This is a genomic window from Bacillus sp. C1 (assembly GCF_054570475.1).
Map to the genome: position 1 here is coordinate 40,779 of NZ_JBTMZT010000011.1, position 20,606 is coordinate 61,384.

At 35.5% G+C, this 20,606-nt stretch carries 28 protein-coding genes and 1 pseudogene; 28 read left to right on the plus strand and 1 reads right to left on the minus strand.

Annotated elements, in window-relative coordinates; genetic code table 11:
* Positions 1-294, minus strand: a pseudogene (locus ACX5JI_RS21495) (BclA C-terminal domain-containing protein); the annotation flags it as partial.
* A 323-nt stretch (positions 295-617) separates the two neighbouring features.
* On the opposite strand from ACX5JI_RS21495, the gene ACX5JI_RS21500 reads away from it, so the two are divergent.
* From ACX5JI_RS21500 to ACX5JI_RS21635, 28 genes are all read left to right on the plus strand, one after another.
* Positions 618-947, plus strand: a complete 330-nt coding sequence (locus ACX5JI_RS21500) for a hypothetical protein (RefSeq protein WP_459503057.1) — start codon at positions 618-620, stop codon at positions 945-947.
* 229 nt (positions 948-1,176) lie between these two features.
* Entirely contained in the window at positions 1,177-1,503 is a 327-nt protein-coding gene (locus ACX5JI_RS21505) for a hypothetical protein (RefSeq protein WP_459503058.1), read from the plus strand.
* A gap of 27 nt (positions 1,504-1,530) precedes the next feature.
* Entirely contained in the window at positions 1,531-1,812 is a 282-nt protein-coding gene (locus ACX5JI_RS21510; RefSeq protein ID WP_459503059.1) for an MFS transporter, read from the plus strand.
* A 30-nt stretch (positions 1,813-1,842) separates the two neighbouring features.
* Positions 1,843-1,965 carry a DUF3983 domain-containing protein gene (locus tag ACX5JI_RS21515; RefSeq protein ID WP_459503060.1) on the plus strand — a complete coding sequence of 41 codons (123 nt, stop codon included), beginning with the start codon at positions 1,843-1,845 and terminating at the stop codon, positions 1,963-1,965.
* 236 nt (positions 1,966-2,201) lie between these two features.
* Entirely contained in the window at positions 2,202-2,372 is a 171-nt protein-coding gene (locus ACX5JI_RS21520) for a hypothetical protein (RefSeq protein WP_459503061.1), read from the plus strand.
* A 19-nt stretch (positions 2,373-2,391) separates the two neighbouring features.
* On the plus strand, positions 2,392-2,862 hold the full coding sequence (locus ACX5JI_RS21525) for an ArpU family phage packaging/lysis transcriptional regulator (protein ID WP_459503062.1): 471 nt from the start codon (positions 2,392-2,394) through the stop codon (positions 2,860-2,862).
* Complete coding sequence (locus ACX5JI_RS21530; protein WP_459503063.1) at positions 2,859-3,401, plus strand: tyrosine-type recombinase/integrase; 543 nt, start codon at positions 2,859-2,861, stop codon at positions 3,399-3,401. Before ACX5JI_RS21525 ends, ACX5JI_RS21530 begins: the two co-directional genes overlap by 4 nt.
* 273 nt (positions 3,402-3,674) lie before the next feature.
* Positions 3,675-4,316, plus strand: coding sequence for a DUF8453 domain-containing protein (locus ACX5JI_RS21535; protein WP_459503064.1), 642 nt, complete (start codon positions 3,675-3,677; stop codon positions 4,314-4,316).
* A 633-nt stretch (positions 4,317-4,949) separates the two neighbouring features.
* Positions 4,950-5,312: a hypothetical protein gene (locus ACX5JI_RS21540; RefSeq protein ID WP_459503065.1), complete on the plus strand. Its 363-nt coding sequence runs from the start codon at positions 4,950-4,952 to the stop codon at positions 5,310-5,312.
* A 205-nt stretch (positions 5,313-5,517) separates the two neighbouring features.
* A complete protein-coding gene (locus ACX5JI_RS21545; RefSeq protein ID WP_459503066.1) occupies positions 5,518-5,736 on the plus strand; it encodes a hypothetical protein in 219 nt (72 codons plus the stop codon).
* A gap of 13 nt (positions 5,737-5,749) precedes the next feature.
* On the plus strand, positions 5,750-6,166 hold the full coding sequence (locus tag ACX5JI_RS21550) for a hypothetical protein (protein ID WP_459503067.1): 417 nt from the start codon (positions 5,750-5,752) through the stop codon (positions 6,164-6,166).
* A gap of 127 nt (positions 6,167-6,293) precedes the next feature.
* The gene (locus tag ACX5JI_RS21555) at positions 6,294-6,572 is read left to right on the plus strand and encodes a hypothetical protein (RefSeq protein WP_459503068.1); all 279 of its coding nucleotides are present in this window, start codon (positions 6,294-6,296) and stop codon (positions 6,570-6,572) included.
* Positions 6,572-6,736: a helix-turn-helix domain-containing protein gene (locus ACX5JI_RS21560; protein ID WP_459503069.1), complete on the plus strand. Its 165-nt coding sequence runs from the start codon at positions 6,572-6,574 to the stop codon at positions 6,734-6,736. Before ACX5JI_RS21555 ends, ACX5JI_RS21560 begins: the two co-directional genes overlap by 1 nt.
* Entirely contained in the window at positions 6,737-6,910 is a 174-nt protein-coding gene (locus ACX5JI_RS21565; RefSeq protein WP_459503070.1) for a hypothetical protein, read from the plus strand. It begins immediately after the preceding gene.
* Between the two features lie 14 nt (positions 6,911-6,924).
* Entirely contained in the window at positions 6,925-7,290 is a 366-nt protein-coding gene (locus tag ACX5JI_RS21570) for an HNH endonuclease (protein ID WP_459503071.1), read from the plus strand.
* Between the two features lie 164 nt (positions 7,291-7,454).
* The gene (locus tag ACX5JI_RS21575) at positions 7,455-7,835 is read left to right on the plus strand and encodes a phage terminase small subunit P27 family (protein WP_459503072.1); all 381 of its coding nucleotides are present in this window, start codon (positions 7,455-7,457) and stop codon (positions 7,833-7,835) included.
* Complete coding sequence (locus tag ACX5JI_RS21580) at positions 7,816-9,588, plus strand: terminase large subunit (protein WP_459503073.1); 1,773 nt, start codon at positions 7,816-7,818, stop codon at positions 9,586-9,588. The genes ACX5JI_RS21575 and ACX5JI_RS21580 overlap by 20 nt, the downstream gene beginning before the upstream one ends.
* 15 nt (positions 9,589-9,603) lie before the next feature.
* On the plus strand, positions 9,604-10,824 hold the full coding sequence (locus ACX5JI_RS21585; protein ID WP_459503074.1) for a phage portal protein: 1,221 nt from the start codon (positions 9,604-9,606) through the stop codon (positions 10,822-10,824).
* Between the two features lie 10 nt (positions 10,825-10,834).
* Entirely contained in the window at positions 10,835-11,557 is a 723-nt protein-coding gene (locus ACX5JI_RS21590) for a head maturation protease, ClpP-related (protein ID WP_459503138.1), read from the plus strand.
* Entirely contained in the window at positions 11,554-12,762 is a 1,209-nt protein-coding gene (locus ACX5JI_RS21595; protein WP_459503075.1) for a phage major capsid protein, read from the plus strand. The genes ACX5JI_RS21590 and ACX5JI_RS21595 overlap by 4 nt, the downstream gene beginning before the upstream one ends.
* A gap of 22 nt (positions 12,763-12,784) precedes the next feature.
* Positions 12,785-13,039: a fibronectin type III domain-containing protein gene (locus ACX5JI_RS21600; RefSeq protein ID WP_459503139.1), complete on the plus strand. Its 255-nt coding sequence runs from the start codon at positions 12,785-12,787 to the stop codon at positions 13,037-13,039.
* Positions 13,040-13,047: 8 nt separating this feature from the next.
* Positions 13,048-13,311, plus strand: a complete 264-nt coding sequence (locus tag ACX5JI_RS21605) for a head-tail connector protein (protein WP_459503076.1) — start codon at positions 13,048-13,050, stop codon at positions 13,309-13,311.
* Positions 13,308-13,655, plus strand: coding sequence for a phage head closure protein (locus ACX5JI_RS21610; RefSeq protein WP_459503077.1), 348 nt, complete (start codon positions 13,308-13,310; stop codon positions 13,653-13,655). Before ACX5JI_RS21605 ends, ACX5JI_RS21610 begins: the two co-directional genes overlap by 4 nt.
* Positions 13,643-14,077 carry an HK97-gp10 family putative phage morphogenesis protein gene (locus ACX5JI_RS21615; protein ID WP_459503078.1) on the plus strand — a complete coding sequence of 145 codons (435 nt, stop codon included), beginning with the start codon at positions 13,643-13,645 and terminating at the stop codon, positions 14,075-14,077. The genes ACX5JI_RS21610 and ACX5JI_RS21615 overlap by 13 nt, the downstream gene beginning before the upstream one ends.
* Positions 14,074-14,436: a tail completion protein gp17 gene (gp17, locus tag ACX5JI_RS21620; RefSeq protein WP_459503079.1), complete on the plus strand. Its 363-nt coding sequence runs from the start codon at positions 14,074-14,076 to the stop codon at positions 14,434-14,436. The genes ACX5JI_RS21615 and gp17 overlap by 4 nt, the downstream gene beginning before the upstream one ends.
* Positions 14,437-14,451: 15 nt before the next feature.
* Positions 14,452-15,030: a major tail protein gene (locus ACX5JI_RS21625; RefSeq protein ID WP_459503080.1), complete on the plus strand. Its 579-nt coding sequence runs from the start codon at positions 14,452-14,454 to the stop codon at positions 15,028-15,030.
* A 56-nt stretch (positions 15,031-15,086) separates the two neighbouring features.
* The gene (gene gpG / locus ACX5JI_RS21630; protein WP_459503081.1) at positions 15,087-15,461 is read left to right on the plus strand and encodes a phage tail assembly chaperone G; all 375 of its coding nucleotides are present in this window, start codon (positions 15,087-15,089) and stop codon (positions 15,459-15,461) included.
* Positions 15,462-15,622: 161 nt separating this feature from the next.
* Complete coding sequence (locus ACX5JI_RS21635; protein WP_459503082.1) at positions 15,623-20,602, plus strand: phage tail tape measure protein; 4,980 nt, start codon at positions 15,623-15,625, stop codon at positions 20,600-20,602.
* The last annotated feature ends 4 nt before the right edge of the window (positions 20,603-20,606 follow it).

Sequence of the window (20,606 nt, forward strand, 5' to 3'; positions counted from 1 at the left end):
TGCTCCGGTTATTCCGGTTGGCCCAGTAGGTCCTGGAGGTCCACCTGAAGGTCCTGTTGCTCCGGTTATTCCGGTTGGCCCAGTAGGTCCTGGAGGTCCACCTGAAGGTCCTGTTGCTCCAGTTATTCCGGTTGGCCCAGTAGGTCCTGGAGGTCCACCTGAAGGTCCTGTTGCTCCGGCTATTCCGGTTGGCCCAGTAAATCCTGTCGCTCCAGTTATTCCAGTAGGCCCTATTTGAGGCAAAGGAAAGGCACATGGAAAGGGTATGTGACAATTCTTTTTAAATTTACTCATTTTTACACCTCCCTTATAAATTAACTACCAATTTATATTTATACTTTAACAACTTATGAGTAAACAGACACACGGGTATAAGGAAAAAACCTATAAAAATTACATAAAGGGCTTTAAGAGCAAGCCTCTATTTCACATTCCATACCAAAAAGAGCACCATATATAAGTGCTCTTCGGACCAAAACTCTTAATGTAAAAGAGTACGTGATACCATATGTGATTTTTTCATGAGGCGTGAAGGATTTGAACAAAAACGCTATTTGACTAGAATATGTTTAAATCGGTAAATTAGGGATGGTTTATTAATAAAAGGGGGCATTAAAATGAGTAACTATTATCAGAATCAACGTCTTGAAAGTATCAATCAACTAAAGGAGATATTCCCGGATGGAGAGGCGAATGAGCGGAATTGGTGTGTATTATCAACAAGTGGAGTGCATGGATCTTATACAACATTAGATGATTTAGAAAAAGATTATGCTAATGGTGAACGAGAAATGAGTATCACGGTATTGGTGATTATGCCGAGGGTTGTGTCAATGCTTTATGGACATATAGATATAACTATTAGCGATATCCCATATTTACGAAAATTGGTTTCGAGTTCGTTAAAATATATTGGAAAATCTCAAGAAAACAATATTACGAAGTAGTTATTCAAACAAAAATTTCATTTTGTAGAAAAGGGGAATGGATATGTGTACTTATTGGGAAAACGCAGTCAAAGAATTCTTCAAGAAACAAGAGCAGGAACGAAATAAAAGAGCAGCTAGCAAAAGCTAACTGCTCGGTTCTCCAAGGGGGAACAAGGAGAAAGTAACTTAATGGGTTGTCTACAGTATTGACGGAATATTGAGTTTTATTCAGGGGAGGAAGAGGGAAATGATTAACGAGCTGAAAATAGGGAGTGTATTCCCATTTTGGATACCAGTTAATTTAGGATTTGCACGATCAATGCACAAAGCAGAAGGTGAATACTTAGGTGAATACAATGGGGTACATTTAATTACTCATTTCGATGAATATTTGTGTATGCATGTAGTATCTGAACTAACTACTGGTTTCGGAATCACAAACAGCTTTAAAAAACGGTTTGCCATTGAAAAAGCAAAAATAAGAATTGATCAGAATAAGGAACGTGTTGATTTATGGATTAAAACAGCTAATGCAAAATACGGAGCATTAAATGAAATGATTTCAACAAAATAATCCTTTGAATAGAAAGAGGTAAATAATATGAGCAAAGAAAAATTAAGTTTAATTGAAAAAACAATTATTGATAAGAAAAGAATGGAACTTTATGAAGAGTTGTTGGATCTGTCAGCTTTAATACGTAGAAAAAAATACGAGATTATGACAATGGCAGGGATCGATACTGACGGAAAAAATATAGTGAGTGATTTTTTAATTGATGTGATTAAGGAGGATAAATTAACCCGTAGGAATGATTTTATTTTATCTAAAGAAACAGAAGAATACTTTTTAGAGAAAGGTGTAAATGAACTATTGAATAAATAATCTTTTGAATAGAAAGAGAGGTTAGGAGAAATGCCCAATTTAAAGAAAAGAAAAATAAAGAAAGCTATTGCTCGTCGTGCAAAGGCAGTTGATAAATATCAAGTTGACAATGCTTGGAGAAATATCTTTGTACAAGCTGGATTTTTAAAATAAAAAAGAAAAAGCAACTCGTTGGGGACGAGCCGCTTTTTCAGATAGCAATGATACATTTATTGTAACAGGATTAATGTATCAGCAGAATGAATAAAAAACGAAATTATTAGACAAACTCCGAGTCGAAAAATGAATACAGTCCGGCTAGAAAACTAGAGGACACCAATTTTTAGAACAGCAATTACAGCTGTTTTAAGAAATGGTGTCCTTTTTATTTTAAAAAGGGAGATGGGAAAATGAAAGCACTTAAAGATCAATTACGTGAATGGAAAAAACAAGCGAACCAAGCAAAAAAGAAAAATAAGAAAAAAAGAAAAGAGAAGTTAAGCACTCGTGAGATTGAAGAGTTAATGGGAATTCGTGGACCACGTTATGAGCGTAGACGTGGAGCATTGAGACAAAAATAAAATAATGGAGGAATTTAATATGAATAAACAATTATCATTTAAAATGCCAATTGTAGATGGTAAACGAACAAAACAAGAAGTTGAAAAAGTATTTGAATATTATCGTATATATTTAGTAACAATGCCCTGTGATTTGCTACCAAAAGTGACACCGTCATATTCTATTGTTCCTCCATCAGTTACAAATGAATTTAATAGTTCGACTGAGAATATTGCAATTGAAAGGGTAGAGTATGAGCAAGAAAGAAATGAATTCATGAATTGGGTTCATGCTGCGGTAAATCGCTTGAGAGATGATGAAAGGAAAATTATTATCAAATTCTTTATGGAAGATGTACCAGGATATGATCCAGATATTTGGTTGGAACTTGGGATAGGAAAAACAAAGTACTATGAGATCAAAGGACAGGCCATATTGCGTTTGGCTTTTAATTTAAAAAAAGAAGTATATAAAAAGAAACCTAGACAAAAAGAGGTGCAGGGTGCATGAATCTTGTTCAACCAATTCGAGATAAGGAAACGATTCAAGAAATAAAAGAATATTTCAAGGGACAGAATGAACGTAATTACATTCTGTTCCTTCTTGGTATTAATACAGGCTTACGTATTTCGGACATCTTACGTTTGCGAGTTCGAGATGTAGAGGGATGGAGTATCTTTATTCGTGAAAAGAAAACAAAGAAGGTAAAAGAAGTAAAGATGCCATCTGAATTAAAGAAAGCATTACGAGAATATTCGAAAGGGAAACCTAAAAATGAATTTCTAATTAAGAGTAGGAATGGAAAGAACAAACCAATTACTAGATCGATGGCATATGTCATATTGAATCAAGCAGCACAAAAATTTGGTTTAGAACGAATCGGTACTCACTCACTTCGTAAAACCTATGGTTATCATCATTATAAACAGTTTAAAGATGTTGTCGTTTTACAAAGAATGCTAAATCATACAGACCAAAAAGAAACATTAAGATATATCGGAATTGAGCAAGATACATTGAATGATTATCAAAAAAAGTTTAAAATCTAAGACTATATATTTTTTTATGTATTTTTGAATTAACTACAAAAGAAAAGTGTCAAATTCATTTTAGTGATATGTTAAAAAGCTTGATGTATCTAAGGGGAAACGAGATGGCTTAATTCAACACAATATAGTTTGTAGCGAATTCATTTTTTGAAATTATTAATCTGAAATATTAAAAATCACGTAAAAAAGTTGAAAATAATAAGAAAAGATATGTGATGAAATAATCCTTAAAGTTGATTTAGTTGTATAATGTAAAGGCAAGGAGGTGAAATCGTGTTTAAAAGACTAAGAAATTTTATAACAAGTTTTGAACTCATAATTGGATTCAACTTCATTTTAATGATTGTTGCTCTCGGTGGCGCAATTTTTAGTGTTTACGTAAAAGAATACACTTTAGCAATTTCATCTTCATCTGTCGTAGCAGCTTCTATCTCAGGTATCATTGCAGCTAGGGTAATAAAAAGCCAAAAAGATAAAGAAAGACCTTATCTTACCTTGGTACTAAATTATGATCGATATGATATTGTACAAATTGGTGTTAAAAATAGTGGGAATACACTAGCTGTTATAGAAAAAGTGGAAGCTGACAATAATATCAAACTACATCACGGACAAGTTATGTTTGATATTATAAAGGGATTACCGATACAACCTAATGAAACAGTTGCATATCCTTTAACTATTTTAAATGATAGTTTCGCAGATAGAAAAAGCTCATACACTACAAACGGAGAAATTGTATACAAGGATTTAACTGGTAAAACATACAAAAATAAATTTATGATAAATTTAGAGCCAACGGGAGCAACTTTAGCATATCCAAATGAGCAATTAAAAAGGGATTATCAACTTCAAAAGATACCTCAGGCTTTAGATAAGATAGCAGAAAGCTTAGATAAGGTTTATAAAATGTAAATAATAGTATTGAAGCCACTATGTTATTGATAGTGGTTTTTGGTTTGAGAAATAGCGAACTATTTGCGGAGGATTCGCGAACTATTTGCGGACGAAATTGAATTTTAAGCGTGTTATATTTGTATTGTGAATAATGGCGGAAAACGTTCTTCATAAAGATTACTTTATAAATTTTTAAAACGGCTTCATAATAGCGGCGCATAAAATCCGTAACCAGCAGGTGGTACTGATTGAATGATACCGGTAATGAGGAGAGCTTTTGCTCTTCTCTCAGTTACTTAATACAGAATGATGTAAAGCTGTATAAAACAGCATTAGGTGACTGAGAGAAGGATGAAACTTCATGTACCGTATTTAAATTAAAAATAATAATTAATCATAAAGCATCCATTAGGGTGCTTTTTATTTTGGAGGAGGATGAAGGATGAGTAGTTTCGAAGAAAAGATATTTTGTGAAATTGGCAAGGGTATTGAATCAAAACCGCTAGTACTCGAACCTTGACATAGATACAAGATTGATCCAAATCAAATCCAAACGTTGGATGATGTAATCCAAATTTTAAGAAGAGTAACAATGCATGTAGATGATGAAGGTGTAAAAGGGATTGAACATTTAATTGTGGAGGGTGATGAATGATGAATATACAAATCGAATGTATGGATGTGAATTGTCGTACTTTTATGTTTGGGAGCAGACTTCTTGAGGGGATATCTTGTGTGAGATGTGGTGGTCCAACGCATTCAAAACCATTTTCTTTGTTAAAAAAACAGATTGAAAAAGATAGTTCAAAAGAATTAACAATTCAAGTGAATGTTGATACAAAAGAAGCGAATGAAAACATTAGTGAGTTAACTACATCAGTTAATAAATGTATAGCTATATTGGAGAAATTGGAAGAAGTGAATACTAGGGTTGGTCTTGTGTTAGATGGCAAAGTAGTAGCTTCGGATATTGCACAGAGTATTAATTCCATGAAAAGAGGATGTCATATTTAAGTTATGATTAAACCAATAGCAATCATTCTAGGCGTTACCTTTATCGGTTTGACGTCTTATTTTATTTTGAAGAGGAAGTGATGGGATGAATTGGTTTAGTTACTTTCTTGGATGTGGAACAGGATTGATAGTTGGTGTACTAATCATGATTCAATTCCTCAAAGCAAAAGAAGTTAAAGAATTAGATTGATAAGAGGTGAGAGTAATGACCAGCCATTACTTAATCAATACATTAGTTAATTGGCGTGAGAGTCTAAAGCGACAACAATCTAATGGCACAGTTACACTTGAAGACATAAGACGTATATTGAGTCTTGATTGGGGAGAAGAGTTAGTTGTAAGTCCTTATGACAAGAATTCATTGGGGTATAGAGGTTATGAATGGAGACATCCGAAGTTACGTGAGTTATTAGGAGAATGGTAAGGAGTGAAGATAGATGAGTAATATTTTGAGATGTTGTTTAGCTTGTGACTATCAAATTAAAACATATCAATCGCCAAAAGATGAGTATCAAGAAATAACTGTTTGTCCGAAATGTACCGGTGCGTTTGTAGATGTGTTTAAGTTAGCTAAGTACAAACAATCGAATGATATAAAAGCTAGTGAAGAACCTTTATTACAAATTGTACAATCAGACATCAATGATGTTCCTGTTGTACTTTACAAAGGTCAAAAACTAAACAAGAAGATAAGAGTTAGCTTTGATTGGAAGACGGGAGAACATAATAATATACATAGTTCTTATATCCATATTGAACATATAGAACCAGATGAGAAATTGCTTAACACGAAGATCATACAGCACAATCATCCTATTGTGGAAGAAGAAGTGGAGTTCAAATATTTTAGGTAGGGAGTGAAGATAGATGAGTAAGGGATTATACAATTACGAATGTCGCAACTGTAAGTATGCATTTAGTTCAACTGTATGTGTGGATGTTATAGTGCCATGTCTTAAATGTAAACATAGTAGTCTGTACATGAAACCTCAATCAAATGGAGTTTACATAGAAAAGGTAGAACATAAAGATGTGTTAGAAGTCTTATCTAAGTTCTCAACTGAGGAACTAATTGAAGCGTTAAAGCTAAAGCAAGATGTACAGGTTCATGATACAACTAAGGATATGTATGCAGTAACAATGGATTTAACTAAGGTAAATAAACATGTCGTAGTAATCAACAACTGTGATCCGAATGTAGTTGAACATCGTAAAAGAATTATGGAAGCTGAAATGATTCGGTTTGCTGGTGGTTATTAATGAATACATTCTTTCATAATACAATCGGTGTACATGAAGCTGCATCTATTCTTAATGTATCACCTGGATATGTTAAGAACCTTTGCGCTCAAGAAAAGATTGTAGCAAAGAAGATCGGTAAGACATGGGTAATTGATAGATCGAGATTAAAAGGAGTGAGATAGATGAAGAAGGCTGAACTCATCGAAAAGAAAATTAGAGAAGGTAAGCTAAGTATCAATGAAGCAAGGATATTACAAGACTTGGAACCTATTGAAGAAGAACGGTGCAATCAATACTGTATATACTTTACAGGTATTGACTTTGCGATTGATTCAGACGGTACCTACATTAAGTAGGCGGACAAGATGCTATGAATGAATACAATACCAAACAACAGAATCGTAAGTTCTATGACAAACACAAGCGAGACAAGGGAGCAAAGAAGTTCTACAATAGCAAAGCTTGGCGTGACTGTAGACATTTAGCTTTGATAAGAGACAACTATCTTTGCCAAGAGTGTTTAAAGCATAACATCATTACTCCTGCTGATATGGTTCATCATATCAAAGAAAGAAGCGAAAATCCTGAACTCGCATTAACATTAGAAAATTTAATCAGCCTATGCAATCCATGTCACAACAAAGAACATCCTGAAAAGGGTGGAGGGGAAAAGAATAAAAAGAAAAAAAGAAACATTCCAATTTTAAAAGTTAAGGCAAATAAAGAATTAATATAATCCCCCCCACCTTTTAAAATATTTTTTTCAGAATCCGGAAGACCGGTCGGCACCGTCGTGTGCAGCGCAAGTGGTTCTTCTAAAGGGGGGTAACCTATGGAAATAGTTAATTTTCAGTTCAGAATAAATAATTTTTATCCATAAAATGTAAGTGGGGTGATATCGTGGATAAAGGATTAATTGAGAGGAAGCCCCCTACTCATTTGAAAAAGGTAGGGAAAGATACTTGGATTCGTATTTGGGCCGTTCTAGAAGGGGAAGGAAAGGCTGAAATCAATGATCCAATTGTAGTTGAAGCAATTGCTTTCAGTTATCAAATGTTTAGGGAGATGGCAGCTAATGTTAAGAAAGAAGGGCTGACAATGGAGTATACGAATAAAGCAGGTGCTACAAACTTGACTAAGCATACTTTGATACCAGAGATACCTAAGTATTTACAGCAGATTCGTCAATATTTAGGAGAACTCGGATTGACTGGAGCAAGTCGTAAAAAACTTCAGGAAGAATTAACCGGAGATTCTGAAGATGATTTCAACGACTTCTAAGCCATCTGAAATAGCTAAGTGGTATAAAAATTGGCGTAACGAACAAATAAAACATTTTTACATTTTGGCAAATCCATCTCCTGAATTAAAAACAACGTGGTATGCAGAGCAAGTTGTTCAAGGCAACATAAAAGCTAGCAAGAAAAATATTATGTCTTGTCAACGACATTTAAATGACTTAAAGAGACAAGGGACTGAGGAATTTCCTTGGGTGTTCGATGCTGAAAAGGCTCATCGTCCAATTCGTTATATTGAAAAATTTTGTTGTCCGTCAAAAGGAGACTATAAAAGTTTAGTTCTTCAGCCGTGGCAACATTTTGTTATTGGCTCTTTATATGGATGGGTTCATAAAGATACTGGTTATAGGCGCTTTCGTGAGGGCCTTATTTTTATTAGCCGTAAAAACGGAAAAACAACAATGATTTCTGGTCTATCTAATTATGCTGTTGCTAAAGATAATGAACCAGGGGCTCGTGTTTATGTTTTGGCTAATACAAAACAACAAGCTGGAGAACTTTTTGATGAAAGTCGTGCAATGGTTCAAAAGTCACCATTTCTTCGGAAGCATCTACGTGAAAACCAGAAAGGTATTTTTTATGATAAAACCCATTCTAAAATTGAACCTCGTGCATCTGATAGTAAGAAATTAGATGGATTGAATACACATCTTGGTATTTTTGATGAAATACATGAATTTAAAAACTTTAAGTTAATCAATGTTATTAAAAAGTCACGTGGTGCACGAAAGCAACCAATGATAGTGTATATCACTACGGCAGGATATCAACTTGAAGGACCACTTGTTCAATACTATGAGATTGCAACTGATGTTTTAGAAGGTGTTATCGATCAAGATAGAAAGTTTTATTTCATGGCTGAAATGGACAGTGTGGATGAGATTGAGAATCCAGAATTGTGGATTAAAGCAAATCCAAATATGGGAGTTTCGTTGGATCTTCCATCTCTTATCGATGATTGGAACACAGACAAGCATACAGCAGCAGAAAAGAACGACTGGATTACAAAGCAATTTAATATTTTTGTTGATAACGATGAAATGTCCTTTGTGGGTATTGAAATATTAAAAAGAAATGAAGAAGTTTTTGACATAAAAGAATTATCTGGTAAAGAATGTGTTGCTGGTTATGATTTATCTTCAACAGAAGATTTTACAAGTGCTTGTTTAGAATTCCCATTAGATGATGGGAATGTTTTTGTTTTATCCCATAGTTGGGTTCCACAAGCTAAAGTGGATCGTGATAATGAAAACATTGATTTTAAAGAGTTTAAAGAAAAAGGATGGCTAACCATTATCCCTGGTGAATATGTGAAATATGAGTATGTTTATGATTGGTTTATTGAACAATCCGAACAATATCTCATAAAAAAAATCACTTATGATCCCGCAAATGCTTATCGTTTAAATGAAGATTTGAAGACATATGGTTTTGAAACAGAACCAGTTCGACAGGGACATTTAACATTAAGTCCAGCATTGAAAGATGTGAAGGAATTATTATTGGATGGAAAAGTGATAAGCAACAAGAATCGTCTTTTCCGTTGGTATATGAATAATGTGAAACTTGTGGAAGACAGAAATGGTAATTTTTTACCCTCTAAACAGAGCAAATATCGAAAGATTGATGGTTTTGCCGCGTTTTTGAATGCTCATACAGAAGTCATACCAATGCTTTCTCAACCACAAGGTAATGGAAATATTAAATTTGTATCAGTTAGTGATCTCTTTAATTAGAAAGGCGGTGAGAATTTGAATTTTCTCAATCGTGTGAAAGGAGCATTAAAAGGTGCGGCTGCCGGATGGAAAGGTACTGGATTCAACTTTTCTTCATGGGCTGGAAGGAAGTTTTGGGGTATTGATAATGCAAAATTAGCTACAAATGAGACGATTTTCAGTGTAATTAGTCGATTATCGAACACATTATCATCATTACCTTTGAAACTTTATCAGGATTATGATGTAAAACTTAATCAAGCGGCTGATGTAGTTATTAATAATCCAAACCCTAATATGTCTGGGTACGATTGGATTAACAAAATTGAAGTATCTAGAAATGAAACAGGAAATGGATATGCAGCCATTATGAGAGATATCAGAATGCAGCCGAAAGCTCTAATTCCAATTGATTCAGCTTATGTAACATCATTTTTAAACACAGATGACAACAATTTATGGTATGAAGTGCGTGGAATTGACGGTACTTATTACATCCACAATATGAATATGTTTCATGTCAAACACATCACAGGTGTTTCGAGATGGAAAGGTATTAGTCCAATTGATGTTTTACGAAATACTTTAGAATACGATAAGGCCGTACAAGAATTTAGTTTGTCAGAAATGCAAAAGAAAGATAGTTTTATTCTCACTTATAATGCTCAAATTGATAAAGAAAAACGACAAGAAGTTGTGAATGATTTCAAACATTTTTATCAAGAAAATGGCGGTATTTTATTTAGAGAACCAGGTGTAACTATAGAAGAAATGGATAGAAAATACTTTGCATCAGATACGTTAGCGTCAGAACGAATTACCCGTTCGCGAGTTGCTAACGTTTTTAATGTTCCGGCTTCTTTTTTAAATGATACAGAGGGATTGAGTTATAGCAGTAATGAACAGTTGATGATTCAGTTTGTGCAAATGACTTTAACGCCTATTGTGCGGCAATATGAGCAAGAAATGAATCGTAAATTGCTAAATTCAGAAGAGAGACAAGATGGTTATTACTTTAAATTTAATATGAGTGGTTTACTTCGAGGAGATATGGCTGCTAGAACACAATTCTATCAAATGATGCTTAGAAGTGGTGGATTATCGCCGGATGAAGTTCGTGAATTAGAAGATAAACCGCCAAAAGGAGGTTCGGCTTCTCAATTGTGGATCTCAGGTGATTTATATCCAATTGATATGGACCCACTTCAACGAAAGGGGGTGAAGGATAGTGGGAAAACAGAAACAGAAGCAGAATAAATTTTTCCAAATGAAAGCATCTGCTAATGGTAAATCGGCAGATATTTTTATTTATGGCGAAATTACACAGTATGCATGGGAAGAGTATGGCGAGGTATCTTCTATTACTTTTAAAAACGGATTAGATGAACTAGGTGACGGAATTGAGACTATTAATCTTTATATTAATAGTCCAGGCGGATCGGTATTTGAAACAATGGCTATTATTGCAATGTTACAACGCCATCCAGCAAAAGTGATTTCGTACATCGATGGCATAGGTGCATCATGTGCATCTGTATTACCAATGATTTCAGACAAGATTGTTATGTATGCCAACTCAATGTTGATGGTCCACAATGCATGGACTTATGTAGTAGGGAATGCTGAACAGCTACGCAAAGCGGCTGATGATATCGAGCGTATTAATCAATCAATGGTTCAATATTATTTAAATCGCGCTGGTGATAAGTTGAATGCAGATACATTAAAGAAATTATTGGATGCTGAAACCTGGTTAACGGCAGAAGAAGCCATAGGATATGGACTTTGCGATGAAATCATTTCAACAAATACTGCTGCTGCATGTGTGGAGGAAAAGTGGGCGAAACAATACAAAAATGTACCACAACAATTATTAAATATGCAGTCTAATATACCATCAGATGAAATGTTAGAGCGACAAAAGATTGCCGAAGAAGCGAAAGCTAACGCGGAGTATATAAAAACAATTCTAGGAGGAATTCACTCATGAAAAATGTACAAAAAAACCAAAAATTCCGTTTATCTATCGGAAATTTACAACACTTTGCAAGTAATACACTATTCGAACTAAAACAAAATTTAACTACAATTGGTCAACAACTGCAAAAAGTAGAAAGTGACCTTTCTAAAAGAGCGATTGATCCTTCTGCAACCATTGAAGATCTTCAGGCATTGCAACAGTCGAAAAAAGATTTACAAATGCGCTTTAACGTAATTAAAGAACAACATGATGCAATGGAAGCAGAGCAAAAAGCGCAATTCGAATTACAGCAAAAACAAGTAAATCCGAATCTAAAAAGTGATGATCCTAAAGCACGTATGACTTCAGCGAAAGCGGAATTAATTCGTGCTGCAATTCGTCAGCGTTCAGTATCTGAAGAAGCAAAAATGGCTTTAGGTGATCGTAATAATTCAGGCGGTGAGAAGTTTTTACCATCTACTTTAACAAATGAATTATTACATGAACCATTTGTGAAAAATCCACTTCGTGATATTTCTACATTCACAAATATTACAAATTTAGAAGTTCCAAAGATTAACTTCACATTAGATGATGACGATTTTGTAGCGGATGAAGCAACTGCAAAGGAAATAAAATCAGAAGGTGATGTTGTAACATTTGGACGTCATAAGCTTAAAGTAAAAGCAAAAGTTTCAGAGACTATTTTAAATGGTACAGATACAAACTTAGTACAAACAGTAGATTTAGCTTTGCAAAGCGGTCTAGCAGCAAAAGAAAAGAAAGTTGCATTTGCAAAAACTCCAAAAGCAGGAGAAGAATCAATGTCATTCTATAAAGCAGGAATCAAAGAAGTTTCTGCAGCTTCAAAATTAAAAGCAATTAAAGACTCGATTGCTGATTTACATGAAGATTTCCGTGCCAATGCAAGAGTTCTAATGACATATAAAGATTACTCAGATATTATTGAACTCTTAGCAAACGGAAACGCAACATTATACAATGCTCAACCAGAACAAGTATTAGGAAAGCCTGTTACTTTCTGTGATAACGCAACTGATCCGATTGTAGGCGATTTCCGCTATTCTCATTTTAACTACGACTTAAATATGCTATATGATCGCGATAAAGATGTTGATAGCGGTGTAGAATTATTTGTTTTAACAGCATGGTTAGATCACAAAATTAAACTAAAATCGGCATTCCGTATTGCAAAAGTAGTTACTACACCCTAATCCACCCCAAACGCCAACAGGACTGAAAGTTGATTCTACTACAGTAACAACGGCCAACATCAGTTGGTCTCCTGTTGTGTATGATGGGGGCATTAAAGAGTATCAAATATTCCGTAATGGGAAACAAGTAGGAACGTCTGCCACAGCAATATATAAAGACACAGGTTTAACAGGCGATACAGCATATTCTTATCAAGTTCAAGTTGTGGGAAATAACGGATTAATTTCTTCGTTAAGCACTGCATTATCAGTGAAAACGACTGTTTCAGGAACGTAGGTGAGTATATGTTAGAACATATAAAAAACCGCTTAAAAATTGATGGGAATGAGGAGGACATGATCCTCCAACTTCTTATTGACGGTGCAAAAGAATCCTTACGTGAATCTGGTGTTCTTGAAAGTGAAAAGGCTCTATATAAAATAGCAGTAATAACACATGTTCTATTAAACTATGAGAATCATGATAAATCATTAAATGTTCCTGCTTTAAAGCAATCATTAGAAACTACTATATTGCAATTAAGAGACTATAGTGGTGATAATCAATGAATCCATCAAAATTAAATAAACGTATCGTTATTGAATATAAAATGTCTGAGGAAAAAGACGAAGAGGGAAATGTAATTCCATCCGAATGGAAGGAGTTTGCTACAGTTTGGGCAAAAGCAGCAACTCCATTTGGTTCAGGATTCAATTCAGAAGTTTTTAAAGGCAACGCGGAGTTTGTTATTAAATTAATAAACTTTACAATTCGATACCGAGAAGGTATTAATTCAGCAATGCGTGTTCGCTATGATGATAAATTACATGAGATTAAATCATCCATTGATATTGACGAACAGCATAAAGAAATTTGCCTTATTTGTGAGGAGCGATCCAATTGGCAGAATTAGAAGTCTTTGGAATCGAAGAATGGATTCGTGAATTAGAAAATTTAGGACAAGATGTGCCTAAAATTACAGCGAAAGCATTGAAATCTGGCGCTGAAGTGTTCAAAGAGAAGTTGGAAATGAATTCTCCAGTAAGCGCTAGACCCCATAAGCCTACGCCAAAGGAATCTTGGCGAGATGGAAAACATGCGAAAGATACCATTCAAATGGGGAGAGTTGTTAAGAAAAGGAGCGCATCATATGTACGGATTGGTTGGGATAAAGCGGATCGTTCTCCACATTTCTATATGAAATTCCAAAACTGGGGAACAAGCAAAAGACCAAATCCTCCACATAAAGGATTTGTGGAAAAAACATTGCTTCAATGTGAGAAAGAAGTGTTGCAAGCGATGCAAAAGACATTTATGGATGCGATAACAAGATGAGAAATTTAAATAAAGAAGTATTCGATGCTTTACGGACAGATTCAGTAATTAAAGCAGGAATTGGTGGGGAATTTGTATATCAGTTTGTGAAAGGAAATGATCGCACAAATACATGGATCACTTTTTCTGAACTGAATACATCACCAGGTTTTTATGCTGAAAATACAGAGAAATCATCCGTTGTTATGTATCAAGTGGATATATGGTCAATGTCACCTATTAAGGAACAATTAAAAAATGCAGTGCAGGCAGCTATGAAAAAGCTGTCTTTTCAGCGTTTAAGCACATTCCCTGATTATGAAATGGATACAAAAATTTATCGATATGGTTTTCGTTTTATAACGGAAATTATTAATTAAGGAGGAAAATGAAATATGGCAATGACAATCGATTTTAGAGATTTGCATTATGCGATTCTAACAGAAACATCTGATGGTAAATTTAGTTATACTACACCAAAACGAATTGGTAAGACAGTTAGCGGAAAAGCATCACCTAAAGCAGAATCAGTAACTTTTTACGCTGAAGGTGGACCAGCAGCAACGGCGTCTGCATTCGGCGGAACGGAAATTGAATTAGAAGTTGATACATTACCTTTATCTGTTTATGCGGAACTGCTAGGTAAAAAGCTTGTAAAAGGTCAAGTTGTTGATAACACAAGTGATGTACCTCCTTATGTAGCTTTACTATATCGTTTGCCGTATGACAACGGAAAAAATCTATATGTATGTTATTACAAAATGAAGTTTGAACTTCCAAGCGATGAGCATAAAACAGCAGAGGATAAACCAACATTCCAAAGCGCTAAAATTAAAGGTAAGGCAATTCAACGATCTGACGGAAACTGGAGACATCGATTAGATGAAGAAGAAGTTGGTTTTGATGCAAATGTTGCAGCGAATTGGTTTAAAGCAGTACCAACACCACCAGTAGTTACAGCTCCTGGAGCTTAATAGAAAACAAAGGGATGGCATGTTGCTGTCCCTATTTATTTTAGGAGGAAAAAGATATGAAAATTACATTACAAACAGCAGAAGGAACAAAAGATTATTATCTTCCACAATTTATTCCTGGTTCAGCAACATTTGAAGCTTCTACATTAGCAGATGAAATGCAAGCTGATCTTGTCCCAAAAGAAACGATTGAAAAGGCAGCACATTTTATAACGCGAGTATACGGCAATCAATTTACCGCGCAAGAATTTGTGGATGGTACTCATGTATGGTTTTTATCTCTTACAATTTATTCGGTTTGTTTAACAATCATGGGACGTTTAGAAGAAGCGATAAAGATGATGGATACGGTGAATGATTCGAAAAAAAAGTTGATGAATCAACTCGAAATGAAACCGAAGAAAAGAAAAATAAGTACAGCGAAGTCGTGATAGATATATATAATCTTTTGATGGATGCAGGTATGACACAAAATCAAATCAATGAAATGGATATTGCGTTTTACTTTACCTGTTTGGGAAGAAAACAAAAAGCAAATCGAGTGACAAGTGCGAATCAAGCGCCGGCGTGGTTGTAAAGGTAGGTGAAATAAATGGCATTAGGTGATAACACAATAGGTGGTCGAGTCCGATTAGATACCGAACAATTTGAACGTGGTGTATCTGGTATTAACCGTAGTCTTCGTGTCATGGATGCAGAATTTCGAAATAGTTCAGAGCAATTGCGTGCTGTTGGTTCAGAGATGGATCAGTTACAAAATAAAGCGAATCATTTAAACAATAAAATTGAGGGACAAACGCAAAAAATGCGTCATTATGAGCAAGCTTTGCAAACCTCAAGACAAAAACAACAAGAAATGCGTCAAAACTGCGAGCAGTTAGCAACTTCCATGCAACAATTAGAACAAGAAATTCAGCAAAGTACACAAACATTTGGAGCGAATTCTCAAGAAACTAGGCAATTACAAGAACGATATCAACAGTTGCAACAAGAATACCGACAAAGTACACAATCATTACAGCGTTTAAATGTACAAGTTGATCGCAATACAATTGGTTTTAACAATGCCGAAGCGGCTCTACATCAATTTCGAAATGAACTTGGAGATACTGAGGATAGAATTGCAGAATTAAACAATGTATCTGGACGATTACGAGAACGAATGAACGAAATTGGAACCGGGATGCAAGAAACAGGATCTAGAATCAGCCAAGGTTTTGGCGCTGCCGCAGTAGGCGCAGCGGCTGGAGTTGGTGCACTTGTCGTTAATGCCGGTCAATTCGAAGAAGCAAATAAGAAAGTCCAAACAGGTCTTGGTTTAACAAAAGAAGAGAGTCTGAAATTCAGTGCTGTAGCTAAAGAGGTATGGCGTGAAGGTTACGGTGAAGATTTACAAAGTGTTAGTGATTCTCTTGTAAAAGTAAAGCGCAATATTCAAAGTATTAACGATGATGACACCTTAAAACAAGTAACACGAGATAGCGGAATTTTAGCGGAAACAATGGAATCCGATGTAAATGAAGTAACTCGTGGTGCGAGTCAGCTAATGGATCGTTTCGGATTATCCGGTCAAAAGGCATTTGATTTATTAGCACAAGGTTCTGTAAAGGGTTTGAATTATTCCGGTGAACTATTTGATAATTTGAGTGAATATGGTCCATTGTTCAACGAAATGGGATTTAGCGCTGATGAAATGTTAAACATCTTGATTAATGGTAGCAAAAATGGTGCTTATAATCTCGATTATGTGAACGATGTAATGAAAGAGTTTCAGATTCGTGTGAAAGATGGTAGTAAGGCTACATCTGATGCGATGGGTCAGTTATCTGAAGGTACTCAAAAAGTGTGGAAAGATTTCTTAGAAGGAAAAGGCACTGTAAAAGATGTCTTTAATACTGTTCTAAATGAGTTAAAAACAACAGATGACCAAATTAAAGTAAATCAGATAGGCGTAGGGCTTTTTGGAACAAAATGGGAAGACCTTGAAGCAACAACGATGCTTTCTCTAAACAATATGGAATCTGGTCTTGGTAATTATGATGGCGCAATGCAAAAGATGGTCGATGGATATGATACAAGTGCAAAAAAGTGGAAATCTGTCACTCGTGAATTGCAACTTGCATTAGAACCGCTTGGAAAAGTAATATTGGATATTGCTAATCAAGCTATTCCATCCCTTAAAGAAGGTGTAAAAGGTGTAGCTGATTGGTTTAACGGATTAGATGATAGTTCTAAAAAGGTATATGGCACAGCATTATTATTAGCACCAGCAGTTATGGGAGTAGTGAGTGCGCTTGGTATGCTTTCTTTTGCTGTTGGAGCAATTATAGCAAATCCTATTGTTGCGACAATTAGTGCAGCTGTAATTGGGCTTGGTGCATTAGGTCTTGCTTTCGTTGATGCTGGTAAGAAAGCTCAAAAGGCAGACGAAGATAGTAGAAGATTTGGTGACGGTGTAAGCGAGGGTACAAAAAAAGCCATTGAAGGCTATGTAAATATGAAAGAGCAAGCCTTTAAGACACTAGACGAAATTCCGACCATGACAGGCGAAAAGGCTAAAGAAGCTGTACAACGAGCGCACGATGAATTTGGAAAATTAGCAGACGAAGCAATTCAAGCGATCAATAAAGATAAAGGAAAATTTCAAGCTCATTTAGATAGTTGGTTTGCTGGCGAAACTGATTCAGCGGTCTTACGTGCAAAAGATAAAATTGTAAATGATCAAATGGAAGTATTCAAAGCGCAAGAAGAAGCTGTTATCAAGGCAAATGAGAAAATACAGAGTCTACTCACGCAATATAACGGCCAAATTTATAAAATGACCGCAGCGGATAAATCTGTATTTCTTACAGCTTTAAAATCGATTGATGCTGAAGTAGGGAAAGCAGCTTCAAAAAGTGTGGACGAAATTCAAAAAATAGGCAAGGCAATGGATGACTTCAACCAAAATACTTCTGTCGAGACAATCCAAGGGAAAGTAAAAGATTTAGGTTCAGAGTATACCAAATTAACAAATGAGTTAGATAAAGCAAGACAAAAGGAAACAGAGTTTGCAAAAAGTAAAATAGCCGATGCTCAAGGGCAAGAAATTGCTATTGCGCAAATCAATAAAAAATACTCTGAGCAATCTATTCTGATTACAGAAGGATATAAACAACAGTTACAACAAGCGCAAGAAGTATTGAAATCCAAAGGCATTGAAATGGATTTAACAACCGGTATTACGAAGGCTGAAACCGAAAAAATAAAAATCCAAGGCCGAGGATTTGGTGAGTACGTTAAAAACTCTGAAATGATTGAGAGTAAGAATGATAATTTATTCAAGAGACTGCAAGACAGAGCGGCCAAAGAATCTGACCTACGAAAAAAGAGTGCTGATGAAGTAAAATCATACGGTGAATCTTTAATTTCAAATTCTAATACCGTTTATGATAGTCTTTTCCAATCAACACGTGAGAAAGCAGTAGAAATTGCGAATGATATCGCTCTTACATTTGAAGATGGTAGCAAAGCAATTGATTTAGGGGAACAAGGCTGGATTAAAGTAGAAGAATTTGTGGAAGGAATTAAGTCTGGTCAATATAAAGTTCAAGATGTAGCGATTGCAATTATTAATACCATGCGTGGGGAAATGGGTAATAAACCACTAACCCAAGAAGGTATTAAAGTAATGACTACATTTGCCGATGGCTTAAAGCAAATGAATGTTACTGATATAGCAGCAAAACTAAATCTTGACTTAAAGAAAAATTTAGAGATAGATTTAGGGCCACTTGGCAAAATGACCACAACTCAATTTGTAAATGGTTTAAAAGAAGGCACAGTTGGTATTGACGCTGTGTTTATTTTCTTTCAACAACATCTATCGAAATTAACGGCTACAGATTTAGCACAAGATGGAACGAAAATCATGTCTACTTTAAAAACAGGCATGGAAATGGGCTTCATCGGTGTCGAAGATGTACTTCTAAAACTTGGAGTTAGTCTTGATGATAAAACGAAATATGATCTTGGGCCTAATGGTCAAGTAACAATTGCTTCTCTTGTACAAGGTTTACAAAGTGGACAATTAAATATAGATCAAGCACTTGAAGTAATCAGGCAAATTGTTGTTCAAAAGACAAATGTCGATACAACGCAACAAGGCGCTAACATTTCGCAAACTACTGCCGATGGTATCCGACAGAACAGTCAACAACCTATACAAGCAGCAAGTGAAGTGAAATTAGGAATCGAGGGAATGCTCGGTCTCACTACAGACGGTGGGGGTGGGTTTGCTTCCACAATTCTGATGAAACAAAATATCGCTTCAAACAATCCAAGTGTGGTTGGCGAAGCCAGTAACATCAAACAAGGTGTAGAAAATACACTTGGTAGCACAACCGATAATAATGGCGGTAATAATTCCACCATGATGATGCGTAATAATATTGCTAATAATCATGGCAGCGTGGTTGGTGCAGGAGCTAATGTAAAATTGGGCCTTGAAAGAATCCTAGGGGCAACAACAGATGGTGGAGGCGGTTCATCTTCTACCTCAATTATGCAACGAGGGATTAATGGCAATAGAGGTAATATTGTAGGTGCGGCTTCTGGTATCAAATCAGGTGTGGAAGGAACGCTTGGAAGTGCTACAGATGGCGGCGGTGGTTCCAAAGCTGGTAGTGATTTTGCTAGAGGTATTTTTTCACAAAGTGGTAATGCAAGATCAAGTGGATCAAGTGTTGCTCAAGAAGGGAAATCTGGTTTAGATAGTGTAAGTACGAACAGTGTGGGGAAAAGTTTCTCTCAAGGTTTTATAGATGGTATGCAATCAAGTGGTTCAGTCATAAATAAAGTTGCTTCGGGATTAGCTCGCGGTGCATTTGAAGCGTTAAAAGCTACACTTGATGTAAACTCTCCTTCGAAGCTTGTTAGAGATCAAGGTGGTATGCCTTTCGGTGAAGGGTTTGCTGTAGGTATTGCCAAATCATCTTATATGGCTGAAAATGAGAGCCGTGTTCTTGGTGTGAAGGCTTATCAATCTCTTGTAAATATACTACATCCTGACAATTTATCTTTTGCAGGCGTTCGAATGGCAAATGGAATTGCTTCTGGTATCAAGAGTCAGTATTCTGTGGTACGAGATGCTTTACAAGATACAGTTTCGGGAGCAATTGACGGTATTCGTTCTCTTAAACCAGAAGAGATATTCAGTTTCAAAGGTGATGATCCATTAACAAAATATTTCAACTCAATCTTTATAGATGGGGACTGGATGAACGATTGGATTACGCATTTACCAGGTAGTATGCGTGATACTGTCATGAATATTGGTAAACAAATGGAACGTTTTGCAGGCTTGTCTATTCACGATGTAAATAGTCTGTCTAAGTGGAAAGAAGTATTGTCAGATGATCCAAATAGAATCCAATATAGACAATTAGAAGCTGGAATTCAAGCTAAACAACCAATCGCTATACAGCTCACTTTGGATCAGCCTATTAATTTAGATGGCCGCACAATGCAAAGAATTGTACGAAAAGAAGATTATCGTGCAGAAAATATCAATTTCTTAAAAAGGGGGTATTAAGAGT

Excerpts from the sequence above, each read along its gene's own strand:
- ACX5JI_RS21590 (WP_459503138.1), top strand. The coding sequence starts at position 10,835 with ATGAAAGCATCTGCTAATGGTAAATCGGCAGATATTTTTATTTATGGC.
- ACX5JI_RS21505 (WP_459503058.1), top strand. The coding sequence starts at position 1,177 with ATGATTAACGAGCTGAAAATAGGGAGTGTATTCCCATTTTGGATACCA.
- ACX5JI_RS21570 (WP_459503071.1), top strand. The coding sequence starts at position 6,925 with ATGAATGAATACAATACCAAACAACAGAATCGTAAGTTCTATGACAAA.
- ACX5JI_RS21515 (WP_459503060.1), top strand. The coding sequence starts at position 1,843 with ATGCCCAATTTAAAGAAAAGAAAAATAAAGAAAGCTATTGCTCGTCGT.
- ACX5JI_RS21520 (WP_459503061.1), top strand. The coding sequence starts at position 2,202 with ATGAAAGCACTTAAAGATCAATTACGTGAATGGAAAAAACAAGCGAAC.
- ACX5JI_RS21550 (WP_459503067.1), top strand. The coding sequence starts at position 5,750 with ATGAGTAATATTTTGAGATGTTGTTTAGCTTGTGACTATCAAATTAAA.
- ACX5JI_RS21565 (WP_459503070.1), top strand. The coding sequence starts at position 6,737 with ATGAAGAAGGCTGAACTCATCGAAAAGAAAATTAGAGAAGGTAAGCTA.
- gpG (WP_459503081.1), top strand. The coding sequence starts at position 15,087 with ATGAAAATTACATTACAAACAGCAGAAGGAACAAAAGATTATTATCTT.
- ACX5JI_RS21555 (WP_459503068.1), top strand. The coding sequence starts at position 6,294 with ATGAAACCTCAATCAAATGGAGTTTACATAGAAAAGGTAGAACATAAA.
- ACX5JI_RS21545 (WP_459503066.1), top strand. The coding sequence starts at position 5,518 with ATGACCAGCCATTACTTAATCAATACATTAGTTAATTGGCGTGAGAGT.
- ACX5JI_RS21635 (WP_459503082.1), top strand. The coding sequence starts at position 15,623 with ATGGCATTAGGTGATAACACAATAGGTGGTCGAGTCCGATTAGATACC.
- ACX5JI_RS21595 (WP_459503075.1), top strand. The coding sequence starts at position 11,554 with ATGAAAAATGTACAAAAAAACCAAAAATTCCGTTTATCTATCGGAAAT.
- ACX5JI_RS21510 (WP_459503059.1), top strand. The coding sequence starts at position 1,531 with ATGAGCAAAGAAAAATTAAGTTTAATTGAAAAAACAATTATTGATAAG.
- ACX5JI_RS21530 (WP_459503063.1), top strand. The coding sequence starts at position 2,859 with ATGAATCTTGTTCAACCAATTCGAGATAAGGAAACGATTCAAGAAATA.
- ACX5JI_RS21500 (WP_459503057.1), top strand. The coding sequence starts at position 618 with ATGAGTAACTATTATCAGAATCAACGTCTTGAAAGTATCAATCAACTA.
- ACX5JI_RS21580 (WP_459503073.1), top strand. The coding sequence starts at position 7,816 with ATGATTTCAACGACTTCTAAGCCATCTGAAATAGCTAAGTGGTATAAA.
- gp17 (WP_459503079.1), top strand. The coding sequence starts at position 14,074 with ATGAGAAATTTAAATAAAGAAGTATTCGATGCTTTACGGACAGATTCA.
- ACX5JI_RS21625 (WP_459503080.1), top strand. The coding sequence starts at position 14,452 with ATGGCAATGACAATCGATTTTAGAGATTTGCATTATGCGATTCTAACA.
- ACX5JI_RS21540 (WP_459503065.1), top strand. The coding sequence starts at position 4,950 with ATGATGAATATACAAATCGAATGTATGGATGTGAATTGTCGTACTTTT.
- ACX5JI_RS21605 (WP_459503076.1), top strand. The coding sequence starts at position 13,048 with ATGTTAGAACATATAAAAAACCGCTTAAAAATTGATGGGAATGAGGAG.
- ACX5JI_RS21560 (WP_459503069.1), top strand. The coding sequence starts at position 6,572 with ATGAATACATTCTTTCATAATACAATCGGTGTACATGAAGCTGCATCT.
- ACX5JI_RS21610 (WP_459503077.1), top strand. The coding sequence starts at position 13,308 with ATGAATCCATCAAAATTAAATAAACGTATCGTTATTGAATATAAAATG.
- ACX5JI_RS21525 (WP_459503062.1), top strand. The coding sequence starts at position 2,392 with ATGAATAAACAATTATCATTTAAAATGCCAATTGTAGATGGTAAACGA.